Here is a 23,824-nt window from a genome sequence, read left to right on the forward strand (position 1 = left end):
TTTGGTATTTAATTTCTGAATTTTTCTAATAAATTATTGAGTGTCTCAAGTTCGCCGGCAGTGAGGTTTGCACTGAAAAGTTTTTCGTGCTCATCGACTTGCGGATCGACTTCTAAAAGCAGATCGAGTCCTTTTGACGTAATTAAAACTTCCACTTTCCTGCGGTTTCCCGGACATACTTTTCGGGTGACGAGTTCTTTTAAGAGCAATTTGTCGACCAATCTTGTGGTGTTGCTCGTTTTAGCCAGCATGCGTTCCTGCAACAGGCTCATGTTTGCCGGTGCGCCTTTTTGTCCTCTTAATATTCTCAGCACATTAAATTGCTCGGGAGAAATATCAAACGGCTTCAACACTTCATTAAACTTGTCGTTGATGACATTTTGTGTGTATAAAATGTTCAGGACCGTCTTTTTAGGGAGTGTGATTGCCGTACTTGATTTTATGATTTCTTCAATTGTCATATTTGCTTTTACAAAATTTGTAGGTACAAATGTAATGGTATTTTTCATTTGTATGTACAAGTGTTTATTAATTTTTTGTTAAATAAAAATAGTCGCTGTTTAGATTGCCTAATTTTATTCGCCTTCAAAAAAAGAGTATGAAACTATTATTTTCCTTATTGATTTTGTTCCTGATGAACTGCGTGTCTTTAACAGCACAAACTGATCCGAAGCCGCTAAAAGTATATTCTAAAGACGGAATTTCGGTAAAATCATACGATTATAAAACTTTCGAATATTTCTTAAACCAGAAAAACGACACGACTTACGTAGTCAATTTCTGGGCAACCTGGTGCAAGCCCTGCGTTGAAGAATTGCCTAATTTTGAAAAATTAAATGCCGAATACAAAAGCAAAAAAGTCAAAGTGATCTTAGTCAGCATGGACATGTCGAAGCAGGTTGAAACCAGTTTATTGCCTTTCATCAAACGCAAAAATCTGCAGTCCAAAGTGATTTTCCTAAACGATCCCGATGCCAATTCCTGGATAGAAAAAGTCGACAAATCCTGGTCTGGCGCCATTCCGGCAACGGTCATTTACAATAAAAGCCAACGCAAGTTTTACGAACAAAGTTTCACGTTCGAAGCATTAGAAAAAGAAGTCCAATCCATAATCCAATAAACATGAAAAAATTCCAGATTTTCGCCGCGGCTGTTGTGCTCACAATTGTTAGCGCTTTTACAATTCCAACAGCAACAGGTTATAAAGTGGGCGACATCGCTACCGATTTTAGCCTCAAAAATGTCAACAACAAAATGGTTTCACTCAAGGATTACAAAGATGCCAAAGGGTTCATCGTCGTTTTTACCTGCAACCATTGCCCGTTCGCAAAAGCGTATGAAGACCGTATCATCGCACTCGATAAAAAATATGCAAAACTTGGCTATCCTGTAATTGCGATCAACCCAAACAATCCTGAAAAACAAAAAGAGGACAGCTTTGCCTTAATGCAGGAACGCGCCAAAGAAAAAGGTTTTACATTCCCATATTTGTTTGACGAAGGCCAGAAAATCTATCCGCAATATGGCGCGACTAAAACGCCGCATGTGTATCTTTTACAGAAAACGGCCAAAGGAAATGAAGTCAAATACGTAGGAGCAATTGATGACAATTACGAAGATGAAGCAGCTGTAAAACAGAAATATGTCGAAAATGCCGTAAATTCGCTGCTTGAAAAAAAGGAAATCGCTGTTAAGGAAACCAAAGCGATCGGATGTTCCATCAAAGCTTAATCAATTATGAACTTACAACAAGAAGACTGGGTTTCACAGCTTGAAGCCGATACCAATGCCGTCATTTTAGACGTGCGTACAGAAGACGAATGGAATGACGGAATCATCCCAAATGCCATTAATATCGACATTTACAAAGGCCAGGGATTTATTTACGCTGTTGAAGAACTCGACAAATCCAAAAATTATTACGTCTATTGCAAAGCCGGCGGACGCAGCGAACAAGCCTGCAACATCATGAACCAATTGGGTTTTGAAAACACTTACAATTTGCTCGGCGGAATGATGCAATGGAAAGGAAAAGTCGTAGAACCTGAAAATTAATGCTTTGAAGAATATTCAAAAAAAATGCTAATTGATGCTTTTTTATTGAAAATAAGGTAATACATTTGCCGACGTAATGAGAAACCACCGCCATAATATGATGAATTCAGCTTGCAATATGTGTTGCAAACTAATCCCGTTGTATGAATTGGCCAGTATATAAAATAATTTTTTATAAAATTTATCAGAGCCTTTCATCCGTTTGAAAGGCTCTTTTTTTTTGTTTAATATCAAATCTTTAATTATGAAATCTTCTGCTAAAAAGTGTATGTGTATGAATCGTTGTCATCAGATGATGCGTGTCCATCGCTGCAGGAATGTATTTGCTTAATTAATATCCAAAAAATTATCCAGGCCTTTCCTCAACAATTGAAGAAAGGCCTTTTTTTATATCCGAATTTTTAAAAATCAATCGTTATGTCATTCACTAAAAATAAAATATCCATCGCCACTTTGCTTGCGTTTGCCAGCATTTACCTCATTTGGGGATCGACTTTTCTCGCCATTTCTTTTGGGCTCGAAGGTTTTCCGCCATTTATTTTGTCCGGTTTAAGGTTTTTTGCCGCCGGGCTGATTTTATTCGTATGGAGGAAATCCAAAAACGAAAAATCCGGAACCCTTTTCGATTGGAAGAAAAACGCCATCACCGGAATTTTAATATTAACAGGCGGAACAGGTTTAGTCGCCTGGGGAGAACAATACGTTTCCTCCACCGAAGCGGCCATCGCCATCGCCAGCGGTCCGTTCTGGTTTATCGCGCTCGACAAAAAGAACTGGAACAATTATTTCTCAAATAAAGCGATCGTTTCGGGATTGATCATTGGTTTTGCCGGATTGATTTTATTCTTAAAAGGCAGCGTTTCCAAATCTGTTCATGCAACGGATGAAGGCCTGAAAATATTGGCATTTATCGTTTTGGCAATCAGTTCTGTTTCGTGGGTTTTGGGTTCGCTGTATTCCAAAAACAATCCCGGAAAACAATCGACTTTCATGAACATTTCCCAGCAATTGATTATCGCCGGGATCGCAAGTTTTTTGATTGCAGGGGTAAGAGGCGAATGGATCGGATTTTCATTAACTGTTGTTCCGCTGGCTTCGTGGCTCGGTTTGCTGTTCCTGATTTTCTTCGGATCGATCGCAGCTTACATTTCATACATTTGGTTGTTGTCGACACAGGATCCGGTTTTGGTCAGTACGCACACCTACATCAATCCGATTGTTGCGGTCTTTGCCGGATGGATCGTCACCGGTGAATTCATCTCCGGAATCCAGTTTCTCGGCCTCGGAATCATCCTTTCTGGAGTCGTGTTGACCAATGCATCCAAATACAAACTCGAAAAAAGGACACAGGTCAGGATCAGGAAATTCAACCAGGTTTTTGCCCGAATCGTTAATCCATACAACATCCAAAATCCCATAAAACATGCTTAAAAAATCATTAGAATTATTAAAACAGGAAGCCGCGCAAAGCGGAGCCGGAACTTTAAAAAGAAGCCTCGGAGCGATTAATTTGGTAGCAATCGGAGTGGGCGTCATCATCGGTGCAGGATTGTTTTCGCTCACCGGAATTGCCGCTGCAAACAACGCCGGCCCGGCCGTTACTTTATCATTTATCATTGCCGCTGTTGGTTGTGCATTCAGTGCGCTTTGTTATGCCGAATTCGCTTCGATGGTTCCGGTTTCCGGAAGTGCTTATACTTATGCTTATGCGACTTTGGGCGAATTGTTTGCCTGGATCATCGGTTGGGATCTGGTACTCGAATATTCCGTTGGCGCGGCGACGGTCGGCATCAGCTGGTCGCAATACCTGGTCAAATTTTTAGAGAAATTCAACATTCATATTCCACCGCAACTGGTACAATCACCTTTTGAAAGCGTGACGATGCAGGACGGCTCGGTTGTGAGCGGAATCATCAATTTGCCAGCTGTCCTAATCATTGCCTTGATCACTTCAATTATCATTCGCGGAACAAAAGGCTCGGCAATTTTCAACGTGATTGTCGTGGCTTTAAAAGTGGGTGTCGTGATCGTATTTATTGCTTTGGGTTGGCAATACATCGATCCGGCGAATTATCAGCCCTACATTCCCAACAATACTGGAACGTTCGGGGAATTTGGCTGGAGTGGCGTTTTACGTGGCGCGGGCGTGGTTTTCTTTGTATTCATCGGATTTGATATTGTAGCGACAATGGCTCAGGAAACGAAAAATCCACAAAGAAATATGCCGATCGGTATATTGGGTTCTTTGCTTATATGTACCGTTTTATTTATTCTTTTCGGATATGTGATGACTGGTTTGGCTAATTATACCGAATTCAAAAATAGTGCAGCTCCGGTAGCAGTTGCGATTGCGAATACTCCGTATGAATGGCTCGGAATTGCGATTATTCTAGCGATCCTCATCGGATATACATCTGTGATTTTAGTCGATCTGCTTGGGCAATCGCGCGTTTTTTATTCGATGAGCAAAGATGGCTTGCTGCCACAGGTATTTTCGAAATTGCATCCAAAATTTCAGACACCATCAAAATCGAATCTGGTTTTGTGTGTGTTCATCAGTCTTTTTGCAGGTTTGGTTCCGATAAGCATTGTGGGTGAAATGACGAGCATCGGTACACTATTGGCATTTGTGATGGTTTGCCTCGGAATTTTGATTTTGCGCAAGCAACAGCCCGACGCCGAGCGTCCGTTCAGAACGCCATTCGTACCTTTGGTCCCAATATTGGGAATTGTAACTTGTCTTGTCATGATGTTTTCACTGCCACTTGACACCTGGATCCGTTTGTTCGTCTGGCTTGCGATCGGATTTGTGATTTATTTTGGATACGGAAAAAAACACAGCAAGCTTCGGAAATCACAATTGGAAATCAAAGAATAATTAAAATAAAAAAGCCTGTATTCATAAGAGTACAGGCTTTAATTTGTATGGAGAAATAGTTACAATTTCTTTCCGCTTTTGTCAACGATTTTCTGCAGCCTTTTGTCAAGGTCTTTCATCAATTCGGTCAAAGCACTTTCGCACATTGGAAGGATTTTATCCGATTTCATCACAGGAACCCCGCCAACCATCATTCCGGTTTTAGAAGAATTTGCGTGTTCGTTGATCGTGAAAACTTTCTCGCCTTTTTTATTGTACAATACGATATTCGTGTAAGCCTGCATTTTTGTAGTTGCAGTTCCACCCACGCCAAAGCCTTTGTTTAGGGCAAAAGTCACATAAACAAACATGATTCCGTCGGCATCGCTGAATGTAGAAACCAAATTTTTGACGTTGTCTTTGCCATAATTTGGCGTTGCTGGTTTGTAACCTGCAATAGTCGTGAAACTATTGGCCGCGTAGCCGGGCTGAAATTCAGGAGTGAAAGCCTGATACGCAGCATTTTCGGTCACTGTAGTTTCCGGAAGCAATTCGAATGGGAATTTTGAAGCAAAATCTTTAAAGAATTTGTCGTGATATTGCTGCAATATCGGTTGTAGGTTAAATGTTGGATCGTTTGCCAGATCAGTAATGATCGTAGCACCACCAAGACCAACATCTTTAAGGTCGACTTGTTTGTCGGCATAGAAAGTAACCACTGCCACTTTTTTCTGTGCAAACACCGGAGCAATCAAAACCAGCAATGCTGCTGCACAGAACATTTTCATCTTTTTCATAGTAAATTTTTATAATTTCGTCAAAGGAAGTGAATGCAAATTCATCTGCAACAGTATTTTAGTTAAAGTTTTGAAAGCCTTAAAATGAAAGCCGAAGACTATTTTTTCAAAGATTTTATAATTTCAGAAGCAGCTTTTTTACCGCTTTGCAAGGCTGCTTCCACTGTTGCGGCACCTTTTTCAAGATATAATGCTTCGCCTGCAAACCAAATGGTATTTTCAATTCCTTTCTGTAAAGTTTTGACAGATTTTCGTGTTTGTGGAGTCGGCCACGAATAGCCTCCGCGGGAAACAGAATTTTTTGTATGCCGGAAAACAGTGCCGGTTCTATACAATTCTTTGACAGGAAATTTCGAATGAAATGCTTTTTCCAGATTTAAAAGTGCCTTTTTCAGAAGTTCCTCGTCGGAAAATTTGTCGTAGTTTCCGGCATAATCGTTTCCGAGCCAGCCAATGAGCAACGGACTTCTTTTTGGATATTGTGTCCAGAATGTAAAGCCTTCAGCGGCAAATAAAAATCCGAGATCGGGATAATCATTTTCCCAAAACGGCCATTCAAATTCGAGTGCCAGTTTGGTGACTTCGCCAAAACCGATCGTTTCGAAAAGGGAAATTGTATCCTGAATTTGAGGCAAAAAAGCAATGTCTTTGTAAAATACCGGCGGTAAAGTCAGCAAAACGGCATCGGCATGAAAACTTTCGGTATTCGTGAAAACTGTCACCTCGTCATTTGCCCAGTCAATTCTCTCTACTTTCTGGTTCAGGATCAATTTGAATTTTGGAGAAACCGTCTGGTTGTAAAGCCATTGCAATAATTCGGAATAACCAGAATCGGGGCGAAATTGTGTTTCTTCATTCGCCCATTCCCCGCGAATCCCGAAAACACTCAGCCGCGAAATATCGGCTAAATCCAAACCCTGCGCCCGGTCTGAAACTTCGCGCCGCAATTTTTCATATTTTTTAGCTTTGAATTGGAAATCCAAAAGTTCAGAAACGGTACGATCGTTTTTTAAATCAGACATCGCTTCATAAAAATCTTCCCACGATTTGTTTTCGCCAAAACCGCATTGCAGTTTGCCGTTGACCGATTGATACATTTTTCCGGAAGTTGGCGTGTAAGTCAGCCCCGATTGTTTCATCAGTTTTAAAGTCAGCGGTAAATTCCCATGGATAAATTCGGCTCCGGCTTCCACATGATTTGTAAAACCCGGCAGGTTTTGGGTATGAATGCGGCCACCGGTCCGGTTTAAAGATTCGAGCAGCAAAACTTCGGCACCGTTTGCAACCAAATCATGCGCAGCCATCAATCCGGCCGCCCCGGCGCCAACGACAATCACTTTCATTGGTTAAAAAGTCTTCAGGTTTGAAGCTGCAAAATGATCGCCCCACGAATCCCTGAGCAATTCGCGCAGGATATCTTTAAGTTCCTCAAAATCGTTTGGCTTCCTGATATACGCATTGGCACCAGCCATAAAAGCATTTTCAATATTTTCCTGTGATCCCGAAGTAGAATAAATGGCCACAAATAAATCTTTGTATTTTGGCGTGGCACGAAGGATTTTGAGGCAATCCATACCGTTCATTTTTGGCATGTTCAGATCCAGAAAAATGATATCTGGCAATAAATCCTGATTGTTTTCAAGGTGTTCTAGCAACTCTTCGCCATTATGGAAATTGGCGATGTGGAAACTGATTTCAATTTCATCGAGTGCTTCTTTAAAAATCGTCTGATCGTCCTTATCGTCTTCGGTCAGAAAAATAGTAATCATGTACTTCTTGAAGTTTGCAAGCATAAAAACAAAACATATTAGGTTATTATTAGGGAAAAACCTTTTTTTGATATAGATTCTTAAAGTTACAATTTAAACAATTGCTTTTGGGATTAGAATCAAATCTTAAGATTTTTTTCACATTGTCATATAGAGTTTCTTTTTTTTACAATGTGGGCAGCGAAGTATTCAATTCGTAAAAAATTCAGATTTCATTCAGAATTGAATGATTAAATTGCAGCATGAAAATCCTGATTATAGAAGACGAACCCGAAATTGCCAGAAGCATTAAAGATTATTTTAAGCCAAACGGCGTGCATTGCGAAACAGCCTCAAATTATAAAGAAGCCGTTTCAAAGATCGGTATGTATGATTATGATTGCATTTTACTTGATTTAATGCTGCCAGATGGCGACGGCTTTGATATCCTAAAAGCGCTTAAAGCTGCAAATAAAACAGAAGGAGTCATTATTATTTCTGCAAGGGAAAATCTCGAAACGCGCATCGAAGGCTTTAATCTTGGCGCAGATGATTACCTGACCAAACCTTTCCATCTATCGGAATTGCTCGTTAGGATGCAGGCTTTGATCCGCAGGAAAAACTTTAAAGGCAGTAACACAGTAACGTTCAACGAAATCACGATTGATGTGTTTTCCAAATCGGTAACTGTCAACGGAATCAAGCTTGACATTACAAAAAAAGAAATAGATTTGCTGTTGTTCCTGATTGGGAATGACAACAAAGTATTGTCTAAAGCGGCGATTGCAGAACACCTTTCAGGCGATATGGCCGATATGCTCGACAATCACGATTTTGTGTACGCGCACATCAAAAACCTGAAGAAGAAACTTACCAAAGCGGGCAGCGAAGATTACATTCAAACGGTTTACGGACTCGGATACAAATGGCAAAATGAATAAAAAATTACTCAATAAGACGACGCGAAGCTTCCTCATTCTTGCTGTGATCATTTTACTGGTTTCAGCCCCTGTATTTTATATGGTAAGCCATTTCCTGTACATTTATGAAGCCGATGAAGTACTTGTTTTCCATAAGGAAGCTTTTTTAAAAGAGAGCAAAAAGAATTTTACCGAAGCCGATATTGCAACATGGAATCAATACAACCGCAATGTTGACATCGTAGCCGATAAAGGCATGACGAAAGACTCGATCTTTAGTTCTGAGTATTATGACAGCACTTCGAATGAAAACGAACCGCTTCGTGTTTTATGGTCGCCAATCGAAATCAATGGAAAAAAATATACTTACATCGAGCAGAGCAATCTGGTCATCATGGAAGGAATGGTCGTTAGTATCGCAGTATTTTTTTTGCTGGTTATTGCGGTGTTGATGATTGGGATTATCTGGCTTTCGAAGCGTTCGGCTGAAAAACTATGGGCGCCTTTTTATGATACGCTCGGGCAGATCCGCAACTTTGAAATTGACAAAAACAGGCAGCCGCAGTTTATCCCGACGAATATTGTTGAATTTGAAACACTCAATAAAAGCATCGGCCGATTGATCGAAAAGAATACCGCGATTTACCAAAACCAACGCGAATTTATCGAAAATGCAGCACATGAACTCCAAACGCCGCTGGCACTTTTCCAGAATAAAATAGATTCCTTGATACAGTTTCCAGATATTTCAGAAGAACAATCAAGGTTGTTGGATTCGCTGAATAACGACGTTTCGAGGCTCAACCGACTCAACAAAAACCTGTTGATGTTGTCCAAAATAGAAAATACAAATACCTTCGAAAAACAACCGATCGTTATTAACGATTATATTAAAAAAAACCTGAATTTTTTTGCAGAACAGGCCAAATCCAAAAGCCTCACGATCATTACCGAATTTACTGAAAATTTAGAAATTGAAGCCAATCCCGGACTTGCAGAAGTGCTGATCAATAACCTATTCCTCAATGCCATCAGGCACAATGAAGAAAATGGGAAAATTGTCATTGCGATTGCCAACAATGCCATTACGTTTGCAAATTCGGGTAGCGAAAACGCACTTGTCAGCGAAAAATTATTCAACCGCTTTGCCAAATTAAATCCATCTGGAAAAGGAAACGGACTCGGATTGGCGATCGTCAAAAAAATTACAGAGCTGAACCATTGGGAAATCAATTACGCTTATGAAAATGATCTTCATACATTTTCTGTAAAGTTTTAAGAAATTCAAATTTCCTCCCAATTCACACCGCAAATTTGCCTTAATATTTTAAAGACAAAAAAATGCGGACTAAATTTTTAGCAATCCTTTCTTTTTTCCTTATCGGATCTTACGGTGTTTCTGCGCAGAGTAAAAAGACTACAGTTTCGGGAATTATCAAAGATGGAACAACACAATTGGCACTTCCTTTTTTGAATGTAATCGTAAAAACGGCATCCGGGAATCAATTTATCGCAGGTACAATTACCGCTGAAAACGGCCGGTTTGAATTATCAAATCTGTTAAATGGAAATTACACTCTGGAACTGACAGTTGTTGGATACAAATCCCAAACCATTCCTTTATATATTGGCGAATTGAGCGAATTCCTGAACGTTGGCACCATTCAAATGGAACAAGCAACGACTGCGTTAAATGAAGTTACTGTATCTTCCAAACAGCAAATGATCAATGCCAAAATGGATAAAAAAGTATTTTCAGTATCCGATAATATCACCCAAAGCGGCGGTTCGGTTTTACAAAGCATGGAAAATCTCCCCGGTATAACTGTTCAGGATGGCAAACTGCAATTGCGCGGGAACGATAAAGTCATGGTGCTGATCGACGGCAAACAAACGGCGCTCGCAGGTTTTGGGAACCAGTCGGGGCTGGATAATATTCCGGCATCGGCAATTGATAAGATCGAGATCATCAACAATCCGTCGGCTAAATTTGACGCAAACGGAAATGCGGGTGTGGTCAATATCATTTATAAAAAAAGCAAACAGCAAGGCTTGAACGGAAAAGTTAGTATTGGCTCCGGATATGGCGCGCTTTGGGAACGAAAAAGCAATCTGCCAACGATTAGGCCGCAATATCAGATGACGCCAAAGATCAATCCGTCACTGTCGCTGACTTACAGAAAAAGCAAGATCAATCTTTTCTTTCAAGGGGATTATTTGTACACCGAAACGCTTAATAAAAACGAATTTGCAACACGCACTTACGACGATGGAACGATCGTTCACCAGCAAACCAAAAGAAACCGCAACACGCATTTTACGACATTGAAATCAGGTTTCGACTGGACGCTGAACGATCAGAATGCCGTGACCGTTTCCGGACTTTTCGGCAGCGAGAAAATCATAGATCATGGCGACGAACCGTTTTTCAATGGCGATTATTCGCAGCGAATGCGTTTGTGGCAATTCGTCGAAAATGAACTCAAAACCACAGCAATGGCTTCGGTTTCCTGGCAGCACAAGTTTGAAGATCCAGGACATTTGCTGAACGCCGGGATCAATTATACGTTTCACCGTGAAGATGAAAGATATGCTTTTAACAATATTTTGCCCGCTTTTTCAGGAAACGATTCCTTTAAATTACTATCGGATGAAAAAGTGATTGATGTCAATATTGATTATGTGAAGCCTTTTAAATATGGCAGGATCGAGAGCGGAATCAAATTTAGAAACCGGGAAATTCCAACAAATATGAAGTTTTTTCCGGGATTGAATTCGCCTTTGGATGCCAATGCGGGCGGAAAAGCCACTTACAAAGAAATCATTCCGGCGGTTTACGGAAATTATGTTTACGAAAGCCCTAAAATTGAAGCCGAACTTGGATTGCGAATGGAATATGTCAGGCTTCAATATGATGTCAATCCGAACCATCCGACTTATAAAAGCGACGGTTATGATTACTCGGAACCGTTTCCAAATGTCAGGTTTGCATATAAATTTAATGATAAAAACAAGCTTTCGATATTTTACAACCGGCGTGTCGACAGGCCGAATGAAGTCGACATCCGCATTTTTCCAAAATATGATGATGCCGAAATCATTAAAGTTGGAAATCCTGCTTTGCGGCCGCAGTTTACCAATTCGTTCGAACTTGGCTTCAAGCGCAATATCGAAAAAGGCTATTTGTTTGTGTCGTTTTATGACAAATCGGTAGACAATACAATTGGCCGCATTGCAGCCACTGCGCCGGGAAGCAACCTGATTTATGCCGTTTTTCAAAATGCAGATGAAAGCTACAGCATTGGAGTTGAAACTGTCTTTTCAAAAGAACTGGCGTCGTGGTATGCGATGAATCTGAGCGGAACTGTTTACCAAAATACGATTGATCCATTCAATGTAAGAATCCTTTATCCTGTCGAAAACAATTTCAGGGTAGAAAAGCAGCAACTGGTTTCGGGAAATGTGAAAAGCAATAACACGTTTCATGTTACAAAAACGTTTAGCGGACAAATGTCGGCGGTTTGGCTTGCGCCCGATGTCATTCCACAGGGAAAAATCAATTCGCGGTTTTCAGTTGATCTCGGGATCAAAAAATCGATCCAGAAAGGCAAAGGCGAAATTTTCCTCAATGCGACAGATGTTTTGAACACGCTGACGATCAGGAAAGAAATTCAGGGTACAAATTTCAGGTACAAATCTTCTGATTATTACGAGACTCAGGCGGTAAGGTTTGGATATACTTATAAATTCTGACGCTATTTTAAAATTCAGAATTAATTCAGAATTCAGTTTGAACATTTGCAGGTATTTTAAATCGATACTCCGCTATGCTCAAAAGAATTTTAGCTCCAGGCAGATTTTCCCTGCTGATCCATTTTATCATTTGGTTTCTCACCCTTTCACAAATGCTCCGGATCGTGTTTTTTATCTGGCAATGCGACCAGGTTTCGTGGAATATTGTTAATGTATTGCGAACACTGCTGACCGGATTGTTTTTCGATATTGGAACAGTCACTTTCGTCAGTTTGACCGCGATCATTTATTACACCATCATGCCAAACCGCTGGATTGGCTCATGGGCCGATAAGGTTTTGGTCTGGTTTTTTACAGCACTTACCATATTTATTTTAGTCTTTACTTTTTTTGCCGAGATTACTTTTTGGGACGAATTCAAGACCAGGTTTAATTTTATCGCAGTCGATTACCTGATTTACACCCACGAAGTCGTTGCGAACATAAAGGAATCTTATCCGTTGCCGCTATTGATTGGCGGCGTGCTGCTGATTACGGCTTCGGTGCTGTTTTTGTTCTTCAGAAGAAAAGCTTTTGCCGATACTTTTTCGCATACAATCTCCCCGAAAGTTCGGCTGTCCGTTTTGGGAACGGTTTTAATCGTATCGTTGTTTTATACTTTTTTCATCAGCAATTATCAGGCAGAATGGTCGGGGAACCGCTACAATTCAGAGATTTCAAAATCGGGAATTTATTCGTTTTTTGCTGCGTTCCGAAATAACCAAATGAAATATGATGAATTTTATACTTCGATCAATAATGAAAAAGCTTTTGCGATCGTTCGGAATAAATTAAAAAGTCCCGATTCCAAATTCACTAAAAACGGCTATTCGATCCACAGGAAAATTACAGACAGCCTGCCTTCTGAAACAAAGAAAAATGTCGTTTTCATTCTCGTTGAAAGCCTCAGCGGAAGTTTTTTGAAGGAATTCGGAAACCAACAAAACATCACGCCTTTTTTAGACAGCCTCGCACAAAAAAGCATCTTCTTTGAAAACCTTTATGCAACAGGAACCAGAACGGTTCGCGGGATGGAAGCGGTGACGCTGTGCATTCCGCCAACACCGGGGCAAAGCATTGTTAAACGTCCGGACAACCATAATTTATTCACCATTAACAGTGTGTTTAAAAGCAGGAGATACGATTGCAATTTCTTTTATGGAGGCGATGGTTATTTTGACAATATGAATTCTTATTTCGGTGGGAACGGCTTTAATATTTACGACCGCGGCCGTGGAAGCGTACTCAGCGATGACATCAAAACGACGCGAAACAATATCGATGACAGTGAAGTGACTTTTGAAAATGCGTGGGGAATTTGCGATGAAGATATTTTTAATAAAATGCTTAAAGTCGCCGACAAACAATTCCAAAACAACCAGCCGTTCTTCAATTTTGTAATGACCACCTCGAACCACAGGCCGTTCACGTATCCGTCAGGAAAAATCGACATTCCATCAGGAAATAGTCGCGAAGGCGCGGTCAAATACACCGATTTTGCTTTGCGTGAAATGTTTAAAAAAGCCAGCAAAAAGGCATGGTTTAAGAATACGGTTTTCGTCATTATTGCCGACCATTGTGCGAGCAGCGCCGGGAAAGATGAAATTGATGTGGCCAATTACCACATTCCGGCTTTCATCGTAAATTTTGGGGAAGCCGACAATCAGAAAATCGAAAAACAATGTTCGCAAATCGATTTATTCCCGACGCTTTTTTCATTATTTCACTGGAATTACGATTCTGATTTCTTCGGAAAAAACGTACTCGATCCGGCTTTTGAACAACGTTCGCTGATGGGAACTTACAGAAAATTAGTGCTGATGAAAAAGGAAAAAGTCCTGATCTTATCCGACCAGAAAAAACAGGCTTTTTACACCTGGAATCAAAAAGACAACAGCCTGAAACCGCTGCCTATTGAAAAAAGGTTTCTTGACGAGACGATTTCGTGGTACCAAACGGCAGACTATCTTTTTACGAATAAATTACTGAGATAATGATTTACATTCATTTTATAATCAATCCGATTTCGGGCAACGGCAAACACAACCTTACCGCATCTTTGTTGCGGAATTTTTTCCCCAGAAGCGAATTTACCATCGCCGTTGATTATACGAAATACAAGCAGCACGCAATAGCGCTAACAAAATATGCAGCAAATAAAGGCCCCGATATTATTGTGGCCTGTGGCGGCGACGGAACCATTAACGAAGTGGCTTCAAGCCTCGTGGGAACATCGATTAAGCTCGGAATTGTTCCCGTTGGATCAGGAAACGGACTCGCTTCAAACCTGAACATCCCGAAGAATCTTGACAAAGCGCTGAAAATCATCCGCAAAGGGCATTCAAATCCTATTGATGTTGGGCAAATCAACGACAAATATTTCTTCAGCAATATGGGAATCGGCGTTGATGCGATGATCATCAAAAAATATGAGCAATCGGGCAAACGCACACTTTCTGCTTATGTAAAAGCAGCTTTGGCGTCAGGTTTTAATTTTAAAAGTACGAACACGAAAATGGTTTTTAACGATAAAGTTTTGAATGTGAATCCGTTTATGCTTTTTGTTTCAAACTCAAACGAAATGGGCTATAATATGACTTTAACGCCAAAAGCGAGCCTCAGCGACGGTTGGCTTGACCTAGTCGTTGTAACCGAAATTTCTACGATTGACAAGTTAAAATTGGGTTATGCAGTTTTGCGGAATAAAATCGAATATTTCAATAAAGCGCAGCATGATTTAATTCAAAACCTAAAGATCGAAATGCCCGATAAAATTTTTACCGATGCCCAGATTGATGGCGAACACCACAATCTGAAAACCAATATCATCGAGGTTTCAATCATTCAGAAAGGATTGAATGTCGTAATGGAACAATGATTTTTAGCAAACTTATTCTATCAAAAATTTATTCTCCATTCTTGTAGCAATTTTTTTTATTTTAAAATTTTGCTACAACTTCTGTAGCAAATTATTTTTTTTAATTTTTTTGCTACAAAAGTCAAACGGTACTTTTGGTTTACAACCGCATTTAAAAACCAACTACAACACCGCAACCCATTTGTTTTCCGTTGTAAAAAGGCGCAATCATCGACGATACTTTTTTGTTTTCGGATGGAAACAGCTTGTCTTTCACATACGGATACATCCAATACGCCAGTTTGGTGCTTAAGATCCCGATTCCTGCTCCAGCTGCAACATCTGTAAGCCAATGCCTGTTGTTTACCATTCTAAATATTCCGGTTCCCGAAGCTACGGCATAACCCGCGATTCCGTACCAGATGGATTGGTCTTTGTATTCCTGCCAGAGAAATTCGGCACCGGCAAATGCAGTTGCGGTATGTCCGGACGGAAATGAATTTTTTGAAGTGCCGTCCGGACGTTCGATGTGCGTGAGCGATTTTAATCCGAATACGGTTGCCGACATCATCAAATAGGAACTTGCCATAATCATGGATCGGTCTCGCAGGTTGTGTTTGCCTTGTACCCCGAAAGCATTCAAGGCATAAACCGATGCCATTGGCGCATACTGAGAAAAGTCGTCAATCGATATTTTTTCGTCAATATCTTCGGTAACTTCTTCGCGAATTTGAGAATTGAAGCCTTTAAGCCAGTCGCTTTCCATGCCAATGACGCCGTAACCAATCAAAGCAGCCGGAATGATCAGCTGTTTGTATTTGAATTTGCAAGGTGCGACACTATCGGTTGCAAATGTTGGTTTTAAGAAATGAATGCTGTCGGTTTTGGCTATCGGATTTGCAGTTTTTAAAGAATCGGCGATTTGAGCGTTCATGGCAAAGCCAAACAACAAAAAGAAAATGATTTTAGGCATCTTATGAATTTGAAATTAAAAGCCCGACTTTCAGGCAAGTGTAATTGTAGTTCATAGATGTATTGGTTTTTAAGGATTAATGCTGAAAGCGTTATTGTATTGCGAATCATTTCTTGGACAAATTTCAAATGCAATGTTGAATTAATTCTGTATTTTCTAGAAAAAAAAGCAAATTTTTCTACGCTTTATTTTTTTGGAATTCAGGAAAAATTCAAAATCGGCATTTATTTTCGTTGCTTTAAATAGCGAGAATGATGAATGGGAAAAAGAATTTCGGGAGCGCCATGTGTATTATTTTGATTGTATTCACGATTTTCTCCTGTGGTTTTGGCCGTTCAAATCATGTTGGCATACAAACTGAAAATGACATTTGGGAGACATTCAGTACCGCAACATGGAAGATCACGAAATTTAAAAAAGAAGGCATATCGCAGCAACAGTATTACACCTATTATATTTTCTATTTCTCTTCAAACAATCAAATTGCTGTGAAGGAAGGAAGCAATAATTATTCCGGGCGCTGGCAAATTGAAACCAGTGAAAATGAAGACGATTCGCCAAAAGCTGATGTTGATTTTTCAATGGCGTTTCAGCCCAACGACAAGCTTTCAGAATTGGCTGCATCGTGGCAGATTGTGGAAAGGAGCGAATCAAAAATGGTGTTGAATAAAGTGAGCGATTCTGGAAAAGAAATCGATTCGCTCGTATTTGAAAAACGATAAGCTAAAAGGCAAAAGTCTATAATCTGTTTATTGATAGCGGATCTCTAATACTTGCGGCTGCAATGCCGATAGCCAACTTTTGGGTGATAAAATTCCGTCATCTGCGCCCAAAACTACGCCGCGAAGGCAACCGGTTTCTGTTGATGTGATGGTATTTGGTTTTTATCGGATAAAATATATATTTTTTCTTTTAATCTTAAGAACTTATCGATAGCATCAAGCATTTTTGAAGTCGGTTTTTATTGACAATCAAGACAATTATTTTCAGATAAAAGTAAGCCTAAAATTGCTGTGGATTTAGAAATGAGTAAAGAACGATTCTAAATTTGGAATTTACAGAAAGCTGTCGGAATACAGTAATAGGAAGTTATAACGTATCGTTTTCCTGCTCAATTGGCAGGCATACGATGAATTCGGCACCATTATTTTGATTGCCTGAGGCTTCTATTGTGCCATGATGCCTTTCAGCAATTTTTTTACACAAAGCCAATCCCAACCCCGTACCTTCAAATTCGTCTTTAGAGTGCAGGCGTTCAAAAGCATTAAATATTTTAAGTGCATGTTTTGAATCGAAGCCGACGCCATTGTCTTTGATCACAATCCGGACATAATCCAGGTTTTCGATGGTGATCTTTGAACCAGATATAATCACGCGAGGTGGATTATCGGGCCTTGAAAATTTGAGTGCATTGTGGATGAGGTTGTAAAAAAGCTGGTGAAGCAAAATTGACGCGCCGTCGACTTCGGGAAGGTTGTCTACGACCAAGATGGCTTTTTTTTCCTGAATTACCAATTCGAGGTCGGTTTTAATATTATCGATTATGGCGTCAAGGTTTGCTTTTTCTACAGGATGCCCGGATTTGTTTAAGGTAGAATAATTCAAAACACCGTCAATAATTGACGACATGCGCTTTGTTGAATTCTGAACTTTCTCGAAGTATGCAAGGTCTTTTTGGTCAAGTTTATCACCCAGGTTGCTTTTTAGGATGGTGTTAAAAATACCTATTTTCCGAACCGGTTCTTTTAGGTCGTGGCTTACCACGTTAGCGAATTGGAGCAGGTCTTCGTTGGAGCGCTTTAATGCCGAGGTTTGCTCGTCGACAACCTTTTTCAAGTCTTCTGCATTCTTTTTTTGTTCGGTAATGTCCTGGACAATGCCAATCAATGTTACAGGTTTTCCTTTAGGATCTTTACTCATCCTGCCGTTGATACGAACCCAACGCCACAATCCGTTATCGGCTTTAATCCTTACTTCGTAAGACATGGTACCGGTAACTTCTGAATCTTTGAGCGCTTGATCCCTTATTTGCAGGTCATCGGGATGAATTTTCTGAACAAGATCGTCCTTTGTTACGCTTTCATTGGTTCCCCATATTGTGTGAAAGTTGCCCGAAGTGAGAATTTCATTTGTCGCTAAATCGGTTTCATAAGTGCCCAATCCGGCAGCGTCGATGGCAAGCCTGAGCCTTTCTTCGGTTTCTTCTACCTGCTGGCGTGCAGTATTCAAATCGGTCACATCGGCACCGGTATTCATCACGCCGTAAATTTTCCCGTCACTATCACGTAAAGGGGTAAAACTGTAATTGAAGTAATGCGGCTTTAAAATATTTTCAATCACAATATCGACGCGCTTGTTTTTTGCATGAAACGGAGTTCCTGTTGTAAATACGTTTCTTGCCTGTTCGAATATTTTCTGATTGCCCAATTCCGGAAGTACTTCAGTGTAGGTTTTCCCGATTACATCGCTTCCCTTTCCCCAAGTGTCGAGCATGCATTGATTTGCCAATTCGATCCTAAGTTCTGGGCCACTATAAACGCCCATTGGAAAAGGAGCGGCATTTATAATTCCGGTTAAAAGTGCGGTGTTTTCGTTAATGGGTGGTTTGTTCACAGCATCACAAGATTAGCGGTATTTGCGATGGTGAATTTATGCGATATAACTCACAGGCTGGTTATAAGATATCCATAAATATTTATAGCATTATGGATTCAGGAGATTGAATTATTCTCTTGATCACAATCGGTTTGAAAGACTTTTGGTGTTATAAATTTTGTGCAACAAAGGTTTTGCAATACTTTTTAATCATTTCCCGGACATGCCTGAATTCTTCTAAAATGTCATTTTGAGTTCCTTTTGCTTTTGCCGGATCAGGAAAATTTTGATGGAATTTTTTAGCCATCGTTGGAAAAAAAAGGCAATTTTCTTTTGCGTTGTCACAAACAGTAATTACAAAATCGAAGTCTATGTCACAATACTCCTCAACATGATTTGATGTATGATTTGAAATGTCAATTCCGTCTTCATCCATGATAGCAGTGGCTTTCGGATTTACACCATGGGTTTCGATCCCTGCGCTATAAACTGTCGCTTTATCTCGGGAAAAGTGCCGAAGATAACCTTCTGCGATTTGGCTTCGGCAACTATTTCCCGTACAAAGAACTAAGATTTTTTTACTCATGCTTTTATATTTTTTGGTATCGTAAGCTGTCTTGAATAGCGGTTAAACACATAGCCAAATCAGGTTTATAATGCAGAATTTTGGATCCCAGCCAAAAATCAATTGCAAAACTACAATCGAAACCGTTATCACAAGAGGCTTTTTGTGCCTTATGAAAAAGTTATCAACAGTTGCCATCCGGAGCACAATATGAAGTTTCTAAGGCTGACAATTGGAATTTCTGTCTAGGTGTTCCGCAACTTTCTTTTGCAAGGCAAGCCGTTTGTTTTGTAAGGAGAATGAAATTGTAACCGTCAAATCCCAAATCGTACTTTCCGATTGTCCCAAATTGATATTCCACTTCGATTTCTAAATCTTCAATCTCCAAAACTTTTTCTGAAAGTGCTATAATTTTCTGGAGTTTTCCTGGTTTAAGCCGATGTTCAAAATCAGTAGCATCCCAAAGCTGAAAATTTGCCACTTTTTCTTTTCGCACCTTTCCACCGCAGTCAATAAAGTGTTTTGAAACCATGCCAACTTCGGTAACATGAAAATGCTCAGGAACAAAAGTGCCATTTTCCAGTTTAAAATTTACAGTTTCGGCAGTTTCCAGGATTTGTTTAATTTCAGATAATTTCATGATGAAGACTTTTTAATTAGCAACAATTGTTTTTCTTTTTCTCAAGATGGGACGATATAGCGGCAAAATAGCTCTGGAGCGTTTTTAAAGCTTTTTCATCGATACAATAGCAAATCGCGTTTCCTTCAATATTTCCTTTTATCAAGCCGGCATTTTTGAGTTCTTTCAAATGTTGGGAAACTGTAGGCTGGGCAAGGGGCAATACATTTACGATGTCGCCACAAATGCAGGTATCGACGCTCATCAGGTATTCTATAATGGCCACTCTGGCCGGATGGCCGAGTGCTTTTGCTAAAATGGCAATCTGATTTTGTTTTTCGGTAAAATGCTCTGTTTTCGTTGCGCCCATTTTTAATATTTTTATATTGCAATATTACGATAATAAATTTCAAAGAAAAATGATTGGGTATTTTTTTTCAGATATTATAGAAATATTTTATGAATTGGGGCCACCAGTTTGCAATTGATTTTACAATTCATGTATAGCGTATCATTCCGGGAACGGTCCTTGGATTAAGAATATTAGTTATGTCTGGCTGATGAATGGCAGGATTGATTTTAAAAGCGGTATAACAAAGGAACCACATTCACACCAACACTTCTTATGGCGAAAACATTGATTATCGAAGACAATGGCGACATCAGGAATGATATCGTTGAAACATCAGGATTGGCCGTAAAGATGTCAGCCAGACCAACAACAGTACAAGCGTTGAAATAGCACAGAAAGTTTTGCCAGATATTATTTTGTGAGGCATAAAAAAATCCGTAAATCATTATTTTACAACGATTTACGGATTATTTAGTGGAGTCGCCGGGAATCGAACCCGGGTCCAAACAAGCAATTAAAGAGCTTTCTACACGCTTATTTCCCGATTGGTTTTTCGTTGTTGCGCAAGGCCGGGAACAGCCACACAACACTTAGCTTCTTAGTTGTCAGAATGGCTTCGAAGCAGGACCAAACCTAGGTTTATTTTTACGGTTCCCCTTTTCTGAACGCCACAAACCAAGGCTTTCAAGGAGAATCCAGCTTTCCTGTCTAACAGGAACGTGGCATTATCTTACTGTAATTCGGATTATGCAGCTAAAGCGTAGTTATTTTCGCCGTTTAAAAGTGTTGGGACTTTTGATTTACGAGAACTGCCCCAGTTCTCGGCGTGCTTACTGTTCAATTCGACTTGCTGTCAAAACCAGTCGACCCCAGTTTTTAATGGATAATTGACATTGGATAATTAATAATTATTTTGATTGTCGTTAAGCGGATGCAAATATAGCAATTAAGAGGGAATTATGGTAAAAGGGCAATTGTTAATTTTAATGTAAATTAAACCGTAGACTGATATTTCTAGATTGAATATTACATGCATTATAAATTATCCATTAATTATTCGTCATCATCCGTTTTAAACGGATAATCTCCAAACAATGGAACCAATTTCCGAACGGCATAAGTGTTTTTTGTAAACCTGTTAGACAAGGCGATAATCGTAACATTTTCCTTTGCCATGGTAATGTAAGATGAGGTATTTCCGTGCCACCAGCCGTTGTGGAAGTAAAATTTCTGGCCGTTTTCCCATTCGATCATCCTGATCCCAAGGCCGTAATTTTTCTCGCCTTTATGCTCGTTGCTGTAACCTTGGTAAATTTCTTTCCGGAGTTTGTCGTTCAGGAAAGTCGGGGCGTTTCTGGCCAGGTCAAATTTCAGGATGTCCCTTGGCGTAGAATAAATATTTTTATCCCCGTAAACCGCATCAAGATGGTCTAAAGCGATTTCCATGTTGCCTTTATAAGAAGGCGTGGCGGTTTCTTTGTCTTTTTGATATTCGAAAACGTAAGTATGATCCATTCCAAGTGGCTTGAAAATCATCGTTTTCATAGCCTCAGGATAAGTTAGCCCGGTTACTTTTTCGATAATCAGTGCCAGCATGGCGTAATTGGTATTGCAATAGCAAAAACGCGTATCGGCAGGACAGTCGCATTTGATCTCTTTTTCGGTAAACAAATTTAAAACATCCTGGTTCGTCAGGGTTTTATGCAAATCCCAAACGCCTTTTTCTTCTACAAAATAAGCGTAATTTCGCAATCCGCTGCGGTGGCTTAAAAGGTTTCTGATTGAAATATCCGGAAACGGAAACTCCGGTAAAATACTGTTTACTTTTTGGTCAAGCTCGATTTTACCTCTGTCGGCAAGCAATAAAACGGCTGTTGCAGTAAAAACTTTGCTTACTGAAGCAATGTGCAGCGGCGTGTCTTTTTCAATTTTGATCCCTTTATTGCGGTTGGCATCGCCCTGATAACGCTCATAAATAATCTGTCCGTTTTTTGCCACAAGCAGGCTGATGCTGTTTTGCTCATTCCTGAAATATTTGTTGCAAAAACGTTCTACAGCTTCTTTTTTCGGATTAATGTATGCTTCTGATAATTTCGCATATTTAACACGGGAAGGCTGCATTTGAGGGAACTCGCTTTGGGCTATTTCAGATGCTGAACCGTCAGATTTTTCCTGCTTGGAGCAAGCGGTAAATACTGCGCCAATCAGTAATATTTTGGTGTATAGTATTGCTTTACGGAATGTCATTTGATAAGGTGTAAAAAGCAAATATAACTAAAGAAATATTGCTTTATAACCCACTTTAGTTAATGATTGTATAAAATTTATTAACTTTTGTTGACAAATATTTGGTTTTCAGGCTTCAGAACATTCGATTTTTTTAGTATAAAAAGTTTTGAAAACGTTATCGTAAAAAGTACATTTGGCGCAATTAAAAAATTAGCCTCATAAAATGAAATTCGGAATCATCAAAGAAAGAAAAAATCCGCCCGACAGAAGGGTTGTTTTTACGCCCGAAGAATTGCAGCGCCTTACCAAAGAACATCCTGAAGCGCAGATCAAAGTTGAAAGTTCTGATATCCGGATATTTACAGACCAGCAATATGCCGATCTGGGTATCGAGATCGCTACAGACATGACCGATTGCGATGTGCTTTTCGGCGTGAAAGAAGTACCATTAGAAGCATTAATTCCGAACAAAAAATACTTTTTCTTTTCCCATACGATTAAAAAACAGCCGCACAACCGCAAGTTGCTTCAGGCAATCCTGGATAAAAAAATTGATTTGTATGATCATGAAACGATTGTGGATGCGCATTTCAAACGCCTGATCGGTTTTGGAAGATATGCCGGGATCGTGGGCGCTTACAACGGAATCCGTGCTTTCGGGATCAAATTCGAGTTGTTCAATCTGCCAAAAGCAGAAACGCTTTCAGGAAAAGATGCTTTGGTACAAAAACTCAAAAGACAAATTCTTCCGCCCATCAAAATTGTACTTACTGGACACGGAAAAGTGGGAAATGGTGCCAAGGAAATCCTTGATGCGATGAAAATCAAAGAAGTAACGGTTGAAAACTACCTGACTAAAGTCTATAGTGAACCGGTTTACACCCAGCTTGATATTTTAGATTACAACAAAAGGCAAGACGGAAAACCTTCGGCAAAAGAAGATTTTTATAAGAATCCGACAAAATATGTTTCCGATTTTGAGCGTTTTACAAAAGTTTCCGATATTTATATGGCCGGGCATTTTTATGCCAATGACGCACCGGTAATCTTGTCGTTAGACATGCTTCGCGCAAATGACAATAAGATCAAAGTCGTTGCTGATATTTCCTGCGATGTCGATGGCCCGATTGCCTGTACGATTAAAGCGTCGACGATTGCAGAGCCGCTTTTTGGCTTTCATCCGATGGAAAATAAAGAAGTTGATGTGTTTCATCCGGCAGCAATTGTAGTCATGTCGGTCGATAACCTGCCGTGCGAACTCCCGAAAGATGCCAGCGAAGGTTTTGGAGAAATGTTTATGGAACATGTTATCCCAGCGTTTTTCAACGGCGATAAGGACGGAATCCTCAAGCGCGCCAAAGTCACTGAAGATGGGCATTTAACTGAAAGATTCCAATATTTAAAAGATTATGCCAAAGGCAAATAGATTTTACAAACGTCCCGATGAAAGGGACGTTTTTTGTTT

At 39.9% G+C, this 23,824-nt stretch carries 22 protein-coding genes and 1 other RNA gene; 12 read left to right on the top strand and 11 right to left on the bottom strand.

Annotation, left to right across the window (positions count from 1 at the left end; genetic code table 11):
- Window positions 1-8: 8 nt before the first annotated feature.
- On the bottom strand, window positions 9-461 hold the full coding sequence (locus tag BLS32_RS07850; RefSeq protein ID WP_091394695.1) for a MarR family winged helix-turn-helix transcriptional regulator: 453 nt from the start codon (window positions 459-461) through the stop codon (window positions 9-11).
- A gap of 137 nt (window positions 462-598) precedes the next feature.
- Here BLS32_RS07850 and BLS32_RS07855 point away from each other — a divergent pair, with 137 nt between their 5' ends.
- The 5 genes from BLS32_RS07855 (at window position 599) to BLS32_RS07880 (ending at window position 4,933) form a co-directional block, all read left to right on the top strand.
- The gene (locus BLS32_RS07855; protein WP_091393736.1) at window positions 599-1,120 is read left to right on the top strand and encodes a TlpA disulfide reductase family protein; all 522 of its coding nucleotides are present in this window, start codon (window positions 599-601) and stop codon (window positions 1,118-1,120) included.
- A 2-nt stretch (window positions 1,121-1,122) separates the two neighbouring features.
- Window positions 1,123-1,731 carry a thioredoxin family protein gene (locus tag BLS32_RS07860; RefSeq protein WP_091393739.1) on the top strand — a complete coding sequence of 203 codons (609 nt, stop codon included), beginning with the start codon at window positions 1,123-1,125 and terminating at the stop codon, window positions 1,729-1,731.
- A gap of 6 nt (window positions 1,732-1,737) precedes the next feature.
- The gene (locus BLS32_RS07865; RefSeq protein WP_091393742.1) at window positions 1,738-2,055 is read left to right on the top strand and encodes a rhodanese-like domain-containing protein; all 318 of its coding nucleotides are present in this window, start codon (window positions 1,738-1,740) and stop codon (window positions 2,053-2,055) included.
- A 417-nt stretch (window positions 2,056-2,472) separates the two neighbouring features.
- Complete coding sequence (locus BLS32_RS07875) at window positions 2,473-3,486, top strand: EamA family transporter (RefSeq protein ID WP_091393748.1); 1,014 nt, start codon at window positions 2,473-2,475, stop codon at window positions 3,484-3,486.
- Window positions 3,479-4,933, top strand: coding sequence for an amino acid permease (locus tag BLS32_RS07880; protein WP_091393750.1), 1,455 nt, complete (start codon window positions 3,479-3,481; stop codon window positions 4,931-4,933). Before BLS32_RS07875 ends, BLS32_RS07880 begins: the two co-directional genes overlap by 8 nt.
- A 59-nt stretch (window positions 4,934-4,992) precedes the next feature.
- Here BLS32_RS07880 and BLS32_RS07885 read toward each other — a convergent pair whose 3' ends face one another.
- From BLS32_RS07885 to BLS32_RS07895, 3 genes are all read right to left on the bottom strand, one after another.
- A complete protein-coding gene (locus BLS32_RS07885; RefSeq protein WP_091393753.1) occupies window positions 4,993-5,709 on the bottom strand; it encodes a hypothetical protein in 717 nt (238 codons plus the stop codon).
- 98 nt (window positions 5,710-5,807) lie between these two features.
- Window positions 5,808-7,052, bottom strand: coding sequence for a flavin monoamine oxidase family protein (locus BLS32_RS07890; protein WP_091393755.1), 1,245 nt, complete (start codon window positions 7,050-7,052; stop codon window positions 5,808-5,810).
- A 3-nt stretch (window positions 7,053-7,055) separates the two neighbouring features.
- Window positions 7,056-7,478, bottom strand: a complete 423-nt coding sequence (locus BLS32_RS07895; RefSeq protein WP_091393757.1) for a response regulator — start codon at window positions 7,476-7,478, stop codon at window positions 7,056-7,058.
- Between the two features lie 242 nt (window positions 7,479-7,720).
- Here BLS32_RS07895 and BLS32_RS07900 point away from each other — a divergent pair, with 242 nt between their 5' ends.
- From BLS32_RS07900 to BLS32_RS07920, 5 genes are all read left to right on the top strand, one after another.
- Entirely contained in the window at window positions 7,721-8,398 is a 678-nt protein-coding gene (locus tag BLS32_RS07900) for a response regulator transcription factor (RefSeq protein ID WP_091393760.1), read from the top strand.
- Window positions 8,391-9,656: a sensor histidine kinase gene (locus tag BLS32_RS07905; RefSeq protein WP_091393763.1), complete on the top strand. Its 1,266-nt coding sequence runs from the start codon at window positions 8,391-8,393 to the stop codon at window positions 9,654-9,656. The genes BLS32_RS07900 and BLS32_RS07905 overlap by 8 nt, the downstream gene beginning before the upstream one ends.
- Window positions 9,657-9,718: 62 nt before the next feature.
- Window positions 9,719-12,130: a TonB-dependent receptor gene (locus BLS32_RS07910; RefSeq protein ID WP_091393766.1), complete on the top strand. Its 2,412-nt coding sequence runs from the start codon at window positions 9,719-9,721 to the stop codon at window positions 12,128-12,130.
- 74 nt (window positions 12,131-12,204) lie between these two features.
- The gene (locus BLS32_RS07915; protein ID WP_091393768.1) at window positions 12,205-14,163 is read left to right on the top strand and encodes an LTA synthase family protein; all 1,959 of its coding nucleotides are present in this window, start codon (window positions 12,205-12,207) and stop codon (window positions 14,161-14,163) included.
- Entirely contained in the window at window positions 14,163-15,047 is an 885-nt protein-coding gene (locus tag BLS32_RS07920) for a diacylglycerol/lipid kinase family protein (RefSeq protein ID WP_091393771.1), read from the top strand. Before BLS32_RS07915 ends, BLS32_RS07920 begins: the two co-directional genes overlap by 1 nt.
- A gap of 151 nt (window positions 15,048-15,198) precedes the next feature.
- On the opposite strand, the gene BLS32_RS07925 is transcribed toward BLS32_RS07920, so the two are convergent.
- Window positions 15,199-15,999, bottom strand: a complete 801-nt coding sequence (locus tag BLS32_RS07925; RefSeq protein ID WP_245699361.1) for a phosphatase PAP2 family protein — start codon at window positions 15,997-15,999, stop codon at window positions 15,199-15,201.
- Between the two features lie 251 nt (window positions 16,000-16,250).
- Here BLS32_RS07925 and BLS32_RS07935 point away from each other — a divergent pair, with 251 nt between their 5' ends.
- Window positions 16,251-16,721 carry a hypothetical protein gene (locus tag BLS32_RS07935; RefSeq protein ID WP_139171711.1) on the top strand — a complete coding sequence of 157 codons (471 nt, stop codon included), beginning with the start codon at window positions 16,251-16,253 and terminating at the stop codon, window positions 16,719-16,721.
- Window positions 16,722-17,088: 367 nt separating this feature from the next.
- On the opposite strand, the gene BLS32_RS07940 is transcribed toward BLS32_RS07935, so the two are convergent.
- The 6 genes from BLS32_RS07940 to BLS32_RS07965 form a co-directional block, all read right to left on the bottom strand.
- Window positions 17,089-18,612, bottom strand: a complete 1,524-nt coding sequence (locus BLS32_RS07940; RefSeq protein WP_245699362.1) for a PAS domain-containing sensor histidine kinase — start codon at window positions 18,610-18,612, stop codon at window positions 17,089-17,091.
- A 151-nt stretch (window positions 18,613-18,763) separates the two neighbouring features.
- The gene (locus BLS32_RS07945; RefSeq protein ID WP_091393780.1) at window positions 18,764-19,180 is read right to left on the bottom strand and encodes an arsenate reductase ArsC; all 417 of its coding nucleotides are present in this window, start codon (window positions 19,178-19,180) and stop codon (window positions 18,764-18,766) included.
- 163 nt (window positions 19,181-19,343) lie between these two features.
- The gene (locus BLS32_RS07950; RefSeq protein ID WP_091393783.1) at window positions 19,344-19,799 is read right to left on the bottom strand and encodes a DUF6428 family protein; all 456 of its coding nucleotides are present in this window, start codon (window positions 19,797-19,799) and stop codon (window positions 19,344-19,346) included.
- A 16-nt stretch (window positions 19,800-19,815) separates the two neighbouring features.
- A complete protein-coding gene (locus BLS32_RS07955; RefSeq protein WP_091393786.1) occupies window positions 19,816-20,148 on the bottom strand; it encodes an ArsR/SmtB family transcription factor in 333 nt (110 codons plus the stop codon).
- Window positions 20,149-20,602: 454 nt separating this feature from the next.
- Window positions 20,603-21,001: a transfer-messenger RNA gene (gene ssrA, locus BLS32_RS07960) on the bottom strand.
- 182 nt (window positions 21,002-21,183) lie between these two features.
- A complete protein-coding gene (locus BLS32_RS07965; protein ID WP_091393789.1) occupies window positions 21,184-22,377 on the bottom strand; it encodes a serine hydrolase domain-containing protein in 1,194 nt (397 codons plus the stop codon).
- A 205-nt stretch (window positions 22,378-22,582) separates the two neighbouring features.
- Between BLS32_RS07965 and BLS32_RS07970 the strand changes: the two genes are divergently transcribed.
- Window positions 22,583-23,785 carry an NAD(P)-dependent oxidoreductase gene (locus tag BLS32_RS07970; RefSeq protein ID WP_091393791.1) on the top strand — a complete coding sequence of 401 codons (1,203 nt, stop codon included), beginning with the start codon at window positions 22,583-22,585 and terminating at the stop codon, window positions 23,783-23,785.
- The last annotated feature ends 39 nt before the right edge of the window (window positions 23,786-23,824 follow it).

The organism is Flavobacterium noncentrifugens, from assembly GCF_900100375.1.
GTDB lineage: Bacteria > Bacteroidota > Bacteroidia > Flavobacteriales > Flavobacteriaceae > Flavobacterium > Flavobacterium noncentrifugens.